This window comes from Methanobrevibacter sp. (assembly GCF_045611865.1).
Taxonomy (GTDB): domain Archaea; phylum Methanobacteriota; class Methanobacteria; order Methanobacteriales; family Methanobacteriaceae; genus Methanocatella.
In genome coordinates, this window is sequence record NZ_JAZKXX010000063.1 from 1 (window position 1) to 9,575 (window position 9,575).

At 36.5% G+C, this 9,575-nt stretch carries 5 protein-coding genes; all 5 read left to right on the forward strand.

What is annotated here, in order from left to right:
- A partial coding sequence (locus tag ACKI32_RS07255; protein ID WP_407414954.1) for an Ig-like domain repeat protein occupies nt 1-3,773 on the forward strand: 3,773 nt, incomplete at its 5' end.
- Nucleotides 3,774-4,196: 423 nt separating this feature from the next.
- A complete protein-coding gene (locus tag ACKI32_RS07260) occupies nt 4,197-4,892 on the forward strand; it encodes a TIGR00297 family protein (RefSeq protein ID WP_407414956.1) in 696 nt (231 codons plus the stop codon).
- A 65-nt stretch (nt 4,893-4,957) separates the two neighbouring features.
- On the forward strand, nt 4,958-6,196 hold the full coding sequence (locus ACKI32_RS07265) for a 2,3-bisphosphoglycerate-independent phosphoglycerate mutase (protein WP_407414958.1): 1,239 nt from the start codon (nt 4,958-4,960) through the stop codon (nt 6,194-6,196).
- Between the two features lie 9 nt (nt 6,197-6,205).
- On the forward strand, nt 6,206-7,543 hold the full coding sequence (gene glmM / locus ACKI32_RS07270) for a phosphoglucosamine mutase (protein ID WP_407414960.1): 1,338 nt from the start codon (nt 6,206-6,208) through the stop codon (nt 7,541-7,543).
- Between the two features lie 160 nt (nt 7,544-7,703).
- Complete coding sequence (locus tag ACKI32_RS07275; RefSeq protein ID WP_407414962.1) at nt 7,704-9,119, forward strand: Ig-like domain repeat protein; 1,416 nt, start codon at nt 7,704-7,706, stop codon at nt 9,117-9,119.
- Nucleotides 9,120-9,575 lie beyond the last annotated feature (456 nt).

Below are 9,575 nucleotides of genomic sequence, written 5' to 3' on the forward strand. Positions count from 1 at the left end.
CTGATAAGACTGCTAACTTGAGTGTTGCTTTACCTGTTGGTAGTTACGTTGCTCATGTTTATTATGTTGAAAATGAGTTGTATAATGGTTCTGCTTGGAGCAGTCCTGTTGAATTAAGTATTGTTAAAACTAATGCTGTAATCAGCAGCGTTATTGTTCCTACTTCCAACATTGATGTTGGCTTGAATGCTACAATTAAAGTCATTATGCAAAACATCCAATCTGGTAAAGTCTTGATTGAGGTCAATAATCATAACTACACTGTTGATATTGTGAATTATGAAGCCGAATTGAATGTCACTTTACCTGTCGGCAGATATAATGCTACTGCTTACTACCTTGAAGATGAGAATTATTATGCAGATTCATTAACTAATGTTACTAATGAAATAGTTGTTGTTGACAAACCTGTCCCTGTAATCATTATCACTGTTTCACCTAGTGGCACACATTATGTTGGTGATACTGTAACTATTACTGCTACTGTGAACGGTGCCTCTGCTCCGGTTAACATCACAGTTAATGGTGCTCCATATACTGGTGCATTTGTTGTGGATCATAATGGTACTTATTATGTTGAGGCTTCTACTGTTGCTAATGGTACTCACGGTGCTGGTTATAATAATACTACTTTCACTGTTGTTAAACGCAATGCAGTAATCGACCATGTAGACATTCCTACTTCAGACGTATTAAGCGGAAATGTCACTGTAAATGTGACTATGGCCAATGTCGAGTCTGGCAAAGTATTAATCGAAATTGCTAACCATAATTACACTGTTGACATTATTAATTATGTGGCTAAATTGAGCGTTGGATTACCTGCAGGATTATATCCTGTCAATGTTTACTATCTTGAAGACAGTAAGTATAACGCTACTAGCATGCCTGCAGGCTCAGTTAAAGTAATAGGTAAAAACACTACTGTAATTGAACTTACTGTAAGCAATGGTCCTTACTTCGTAGGCGATACTATTACAATCACTGCTGTGGCCGATAGTGGAGCTCAAGTAAACATTACTGTTGATGGAAATGAGGTATCTGGAAACACTTACACTCTTGACCATGAAGGTTCATATGCAATTGTTGCTACAAGCCCAGGTTCAGACATCTATGATGAAGGCTGGAATTCCACTTCAATATATGCAAACAAACTTGCATCCAGCGTAACCCTTTCAATTGAAGGTGATAACATTGTTGCAACCGTAACTTCAGGTGCTACTGGTACTGTTTCATTCTTCGTAGACAATGTGGAATATGTAAGGGACATTGATTCTAATAATAGGGCAGTATTGGTTGACAAGTATGAGGAAGTTGTAAGTTCAATCGTTGCTCATTACAATGGTGACTATAAATACAACTGTTCACATGATTCAATGTCTAAAGGTGCTAAAACAGTTCCTGTTGTGACTGTTAGTGCAAATAGTCCTAGAATCGTTGGAGATCAAATAACCATTAGTGTCACTGGTCCTTCTGATGTTCACGGTAACGCTTCCGTACGTGTTGCAGGTCAAGAATATCTTGTACACATCAGTGATGGTAAAGGATCTATTGTAATTCCAGCTCTCAATGCAGGTACTTATGACATAACCGTAACCTACTTGGAAAACAATAGATATGCTTCCGCTACAAACAACTCAAAATTAGTTGTATATAAAGTTGGATCATCCATCAGTGTTGCATTCGACAATATCACTGCCGGTGAAAGCGCAATATTCAATGTCACACTTCCAAATGATGCAACCGGTACAGTTACAATTAGAGTTGGCGATTATGTAGATACTGTGCGTGTTACCGGAGGCTTGAATAAGGTTGTTGTTCCTGGCTTAAGTGTTGGCGAATACATTGTAAATGTAACCTACAATGGTGACAACAAGTATAATTCAATTACAAGTCCTAATGACAACTTGAAAGTGGTTTCTTCATCTGCAGGCACTTTGAATGTTAAAGATTTAAATGACGGTACTGTCGTGGTAACCCTTCCGGACCCTACTGCCGGAGGTACTGTTGAAATTGACATTGACGGTCAAAAATACACTGCTCCTGTCAAAAACGGTGTTGCAGTTGTCACTTTAGATGGAGTAACTCCTGGAAGATACGATGCAACTGTCATATACGATGATGGTTACGGTACCAGAGTTGAAATGGATACCTTAATCAACATATTCAAATATGACAGCCCAATTGAGGTTTCAGTTAAAAATATTACTGTTGATAGTGTTGAGATGATTGTAGTAAGCCTTCCTGAAAACGCTACTGGTAAGGTAACTATCAAAGTGGATGGTATTACTCAAACCAAAGAAATTAGTGGTGGCAGTGCAACATTTGCAGTCATCGGATTGATGGAAGGTTCAAAAACAGTGATTGTAACCTATGGTGGTGATTCAAACTACACTGAAAATTCAACATCTGCTGATTTCACTGTATCTAAAGTCAAACCTACAATGGCGGTCGATGCTAATGCTACTGGTAGTTCTGTCAATTTCGTTGTTGAATTGCCTTCAGATGCTACCGGTCAAGTGTTAATTGATATCAATGGTGTTGGTTATTATGCTAACATAACCAATGGTATTGCAAACATAACTGTTCCTAATCTCGGAAACGCAACTGAGGCTATAGTGACATACACCGGTGATGACAAATATGATTCCGTATCACGTAAAGTAAATATTGATGGAAGCAAACTTGATTCATACATATTGGTAACTGCTAGTGATATTCAACCTGGTGAAGTTGAAAACATCTTGATAACTGTGCCTTCCGATGCAACAGGTAACGTTACAGTTGTTGTCAATGGCAAAACATATGTTGCAAACGTAACTAATGGTGTTGCACATATCAGCATCCCTGATTTACCTGAAGGTACATACACTGTTGAAGCAACATATAATGGTGATGACAAGTATAAAGAATCCACTAACAGTTCAGTCAGCTTCAGGGTTCATGCATCAATTATTGCCGGAACTGTCACAAGGGGATACAATTCAAGTTATGACTATTATGCAACATTCTTGGACGGATCAGATAATCCATTGGTCAACACTGTTGTGAAATTCACTGTTGATGGTAAGACCTACAATGTGGTTACTGACGAACAAGGTATTGCCTACTTGCCTGGTGGTAACTTGGATGTTGGAACTCATGCGGTTATAGCATATAATCCAGTCACTGATTATCAGGCTACTGGTAAGGCTAAGATTGTTGCAAGACTTGCAGAAAATAAAGATGTGGTAATGGACTTCTGTGACGGTCAAAGCTTCCGTGTACGTGTTTATGGTGATGACGGTAAACCTGTAGGTGAAGGTGAAGTTGTTGCTATGACAATCGGTACAACTTCCAATAATAAGACATATTATGTAACAACCGACAGTTCAGGTTATGCTGTCCGTTCAATCGGTATGTCCCCTGGTACTTACACAATCATATCCGAATACAAAGGATATCAAGTTACCAACTCACTTAAGATTAAGTACACATTGAAAGCTAAATCAATGACTGTTAAAAAGTCAGCTAAATCAACTAAATACTCCGCAACCTTGAAATGGTCTAGTGGAAAAGCAATTACTGGAAAAATCATTAAATTCAGATTCAATGGTAAGACCTATTCCGCAAAAACCAACAAGAAAGGTGTTGCTACTATTCAAATTACCAGTAAGATGGTTAAAAACTTGAAAGTAGGTAAGAAGTATAAGATTAAAGTTGTCTACGAAAACTTTGTTGGAACTTACAAGTCCATCGAATCCAGATCTTATAAAATTAAAATAGCTAAATAGAAAAGAGATTGAATTCTCTTTTTCTTTAAATTTTTTATCAAAATTATCTTATTTTTTTAGTTTCATCTATATCTGCAAATAATATTTTATTAATTCAGTAATTACTGTGAATAATATTATATAATCAATTGATTATTTTTATATTTATTTTAAAAACTACTTGTTTAATCAATCAAACTTTTTAATATATTGATTCGAAAATCAATGCTTTCTGGAGTTTAAAAAAATATCTAAGATTTTTTCTGCGTGATGCGCTTTTTGAAAAAATTATAAATAATAACATGGATAAAATATTAAAAAGACAATTAATAAAGTTCATGTCTTAACTGATGGAACATCAGAGATGCCGTATATTGAAGTAAAAATTCTAAAACCTTAGCATTCTCAAAAGTTGTTCAATCATATGATTGTGGTTGTGATATTATGGTTGAAGTAATGACGGTTAATTGGGCATATGTAGTCATTCTATTTATTTTGGGTTTTATAACCTACAAAAGGCGCGCCCTTGACTTATTTGGTTCAATTGTCATGGTCATAATGGGTATTGTAATTATTTTTTCAGCAGGAGTAAACTGGCTGGTTCTGATTGTGCTGTTTTTAGTAATGTGTCTTCTTGCAACAAGATATTCCAGAAAATATAAAATGTCATTGGGGGAATACGAGGGAAGGCGAACATCCAAAAACGTTATCTCAAATGGTGTTGTCGCATGTTTCATGGCTGCATTTGGAGGATATTACCTGCCGTTTGTCGGAGGATTTATCGGAGCAATTGCAACTGCAACAGCAGACACATTGGCTTCTGAAATCGGAGTTTTGCATCAGCCTCGCTTATTGACCACCATGCAGAAGGTGGATCCGGGTACTGATGGGGCAGTTTCACTTTTGGGAACCAGTGTCGGTATGGCCGGAGCAGCAATAATAGGTATTGCAGCATATATTCTTGGAATTTTACCTAATTTATTCCCTGCAATTGTAGTTTCAGTGATTTCAGGAACAGTGGGCTGTTTTATGGATAGTTTTTTAGGCGCCACTTTAGAAAGACGCTTAATGTTAACCAACGAGCACGTTAACCTGATTGCCACTATTGTTGGTGCGATAGTTGGAATTTTATTAATCTAATTTTTTTTAAAAATAAATTATTTAACTAATTAAAAAGTAATATTATAACATATTAGGTGATATTTATGAAAGGTCTTATTTTAATTATGGATGGTATGGGTGACCGTCCAATTAAGGAATTGGGAAACAAAACTCCTCTCGAAGCGGCAAACACTCCAAACATGGATAAAATGGCTGCTGAAGGAATTACTGGTATTATGGATTCAATAGCTCCGGGAATCATTCCTGGAAGTGATACTGCACATTTATCTATCTTAGGTTACAATCCGTATGAGGTATACACTGGAAGGGGCCCCTTTGAAGCAAATGGTGTGGGAGTAGATGTGCTTCCGGGTGACATCGCATTTAGATGCAACTTCTCAACAGCAGATGAGAATTTAATCGTAACCGACAGGCGTGCCGGAAGAATCAAGGAAGGTACCAAAGAGATTGTGGAAGTATTGAATACAATGGTTTTAGAGGACTATCCTGATATCAAAATCATATTTAAAGAATCAACTGGTCACAGGGCGGTTTTAGTCTTGAGGGGAGAAGGACTCTCCGATAAGGTAAGCGATGCAGACCCTAAAGTCGAAGGCAACAAGCCAAAAGAAGTAAAGGCCTTAGACGACACACCTGAAGCTAAAAAAACCGCAGACATATTAAACAAATTGGTTGTAAAAACCTATGAAATGGTAAAAGACCATCCGGTTAACATAAAAAGAATTGAAGAAGGCTTACCTCCAGCAAACATCGTAATCCCACGTGGAGCAGGTGAAGTACCTGTTGTCGAGTCATTAAACGAGAAATATGAAATAAACTCTGCATGCATTGCAGAAACAGGCCTTATCATGGGAATCGGAAGATTTGCAGGAATGGATATCATCGAAATGGATGATGTAACCGGAGGAATAGACACCAATTTGGACAACATACGAGATACAATAATAGACCAGGTTAAAAACTCAGACCATGACTTCTTCTTGATAAACATTGACGGAGCCGATGAGGCCGGCCATGACGGACAGACCAAAGAAAAAATGGAATTCATAGAAAAGGTCGACAGGGTTGTCATGAGCGAGTTGATAAAACTTGAAGACGTTTATATTTACCTAACAGCTGATCACTCAACACCAATATCAGTCATGAACCACTCAGGAGACCCGGTACCTGTACTCATCAGAGGTCCTGAAGTGAGGGTTGATGACGTATGTGAATTCTCCGAAAGAGCATGTGCAAAAGGGGGACTTAACAGAATCAGAGGATCAGATGTAATGAACATAATGATGGATTTGATGAATTATGCCCATAAGTTCGGAGCATAGGGTGGTAGTATGGCGGCAAAAAAACTATTCGGAACATCAGGAATTAGAGGATTGATAGGCTCTGAAGTAACTTGTGAATTGGCTTTAAATGTTGGTAAATCCCTTGCATATTACCTTGGAAATGAGGGTACAGTGGTTTTGGGATATGATACAAGAACCACAAATAAAATGTTGGACCAGGCGATTTGCGCAGGTTTACTTGAAAGCGGAGTCGATGTGGTAAAAATAGGTATGGTTCCAACACCTCTTGTTGGTTATGCTACCGAAAAGCTCGATGCCGATGCAGGTATAATGCTTACAGCATCCCACAATCCTTCCCAATACAACGGAATAAAGTTATGGAATAAAAATGGGATGGCATACACTTCTGCTCAGGAAGCAAAAATTGAAGAGATATATGCAAATAAAGATTATATTTCAGTCACCTGGGATAAGGTCGGAAAGTTAAATGTCAATGAGGAGATCAAGGGCCAATACATTGATGATTTGGTTGGCATGGTTGATATTAAGGATGGCCTTAAGGTAGTAATTGACTGTGCATCAGGAGCAGGAAGTGAAATATCACCTTTGGTATTCAGAAAGGCGGGATGTGAAGTAACAACCTTAAATTCACAGCCTGACGGATTTTTCCCAGGAAGAAACCCTGAACCTAATGCTGAAAACCTCCAGACATTAATGAAAACTGTAGTTGCAATTGGTGCAGATCTTGGAATTGCCCATGACGGTGATGCTGACAGGATGATTACAGTAGATGAAAACGGAAACGTTTCACCATTCGACTCACTTCTTGCATTGATATCCAAACAGTTCGATGGGGATATAGTAACAACCGTTGATGCAGGATTATGTATGGACGAATCTGTAAAAGGGGAAGTCTTAAGAACTCCTGTAGGCGACGTCAATGTTGCTGAAGTAATCATTGAAAAGAATGCCGCATTTGGAGGGGAACCTTCAGGAACCTGGCTACACCCTGACTTCTGCATGTGTCCTGACGGAATATTGTCAGGTCTTAGAATGGCTGAAATCGTCTCAAGGGAAGGCAAATTATCCGAATTGCTTTCAGAAATTCCACAGTATCCAAACATCCGTGAGAAAATAACCTGCTCTAAGGAAGCAAAAATCAAAGTAATGGAGAATATGGAAGAATTGCTTAAATCAGCATTCGACGATATAGTTGAGGTCAACTCAATCGACGGTGTAAGATTGACATTTGCCGATGACAGCTGGGTGCTGGTAAGGCCATCCGGAACCGAAGACTACATTAGGATAACCTTGGAGTCAAGAGATGAAGGCCGTGCAGAGTCTATTAAAGACACCTGTGTGAAAATAATCAATGAAAACTTATAGATGAGTTACTCATCTTTAACTTATTTTTTTTAAATCTGATGTAAAAAATATTTGTCATCAAATTGCCTTTTAGAAAATAATTTAATTGTTGATATGGCATAAATATTAATTAATGGGGTATTTTTTAATATTTACTCTTTTTAGCTAAAAGGTGAAAATTATGAAATTTAAAAAGATAATGTTAATAACTTTCCTGTTATTGGCAATTTTTACAATAGGTGCTGTAAGTGCCGCAGAAGATGCAGGTGCACTTGCAGTTGACGATACAGGAGAGGAACAAGTTGCTGAAACTCTTGTAGATGATGTTGAGCTGATAGGCTCTGATGAAAATAACGAGGTTTTACAAGATCCTGCCGCTGATGATTTTAATGTTGTTATAAAATCAGAAGCTAACATTAAGAGTAAAGAGGCTGTTGTCAGCTTTGTCTTGCCAAATTATGTAAAAGAAAAGGACAGTTCAATTTATCCTGATTTTTATAATGATCATGTTGAAGTAAAGGTAGATGGCGGTTCCAGCTTTAGGTTTTATAAAACTGGTGATGAAACTTCCATAAGCTTAACTATAGATGATCTATACATATTTTGGGGAGATGACTACAATATTACAGTTTACTATAACAGTCATGATTCCAACATAGAGAATTTAAAAATTGCATCAGGCACTTTAAAAGTAACTGAGTCAACAGAGTTAACTGCTGATAATTTTATAGAAGCATATGATGATTGGGAAGTTGAATCAGATGATGACTATCTCTGTACAGTCTTTGATACACAAACTGAATCAGGTCTTAATGGTCAGGTAAGTATTTCTGCAAATGGGTCTCAGATATATTCTAAAACATTCACAGGGTCCGGAACTCCAAGTATAGCGATATATGGTAGTGATTTAACAGGCAACCTTAATGGGGATTATAATGTAAAAATCACTTATAAAAGAACAGCTGATGGAAAAGAATATTCAAAAAATCAAGTAGTCACATTTAAAAATATTGGGGCAGGTGATACTACTCCAATTGCAACAGCAATTTCAGTTTCTGCAATGACAGTAAGTTATGGAGACAACAAATACTTGGAAGCTACTTTAAAAGACAGCAACGGTAAGGTAATTAGTGGTGTTGATGTAAGGATAAGTGTTATGGGTATTGAATATCCTGTAAAAACAGATAAATACGGTAAAGTAAAACAATCTCTCAGCGCTTTACCTCCTGGTGCACAGAAAATAACATTTGCATTTGATGGAAATGCAAATTATGTCAAATCATCAAAAACCGTTACTGTTACAGTCAAAAAAGCAACTCCAAAATTAACTGCTGCTGCAAAAACATTCAAACGCACTGATAAAACCAAAAAATACTCAGTGACTTTGAAAACTAACAAAAATGCAGCTATGAGTGGTGTTAAAGTTACTATTAAAGTAAACAAAGTAACCTACTCTGCTAAAACCAACGCAAAAGGTGTTGCTACATTTAAACTTACTAAATTGACTAAAACAGGTAAGTATGCAGCAACCGTTAAGTCTGCAGCTACTTCATATTATGCTGCAAAATCAGTAGGCACTAAAATTACTGTTAAGTAGGTGCAAATGCATCTACATTTCTTATTTTTTTTTAAGTTAAATTTTAAAAAATAATCTGTTAGTTAAGCTATTTTTACAAATGTTTTGAGGTTGATATTCATCACTTTGATATTTTTTTCTAGGAATTTCAAACCCTTTATTTTTTTAAGATTTGACTATGATTTCCAAGGACTTTTCCAGCTAACCTGCAATTTCCTTTCATGCCCTGTCCAAAATAATTGTGGCTATTTCAAACAGAGAATGCATTTTTAAAATACGAAATTTTCAAGGATAAAATTAGTTAAAAAATTCAAAATAGATATGTTTTAAAAAAATGGCTTTGTAGAAATCCTATTTGATTTTTGCAAAAATTTTTTAAAAATTTATTTTTATTTCTATTTTTACTTATAATCTATTAAAATTGTCTAATTATTGTGTATTAAGATTTACACTTGAAATTTCACATCGATTAGAAAA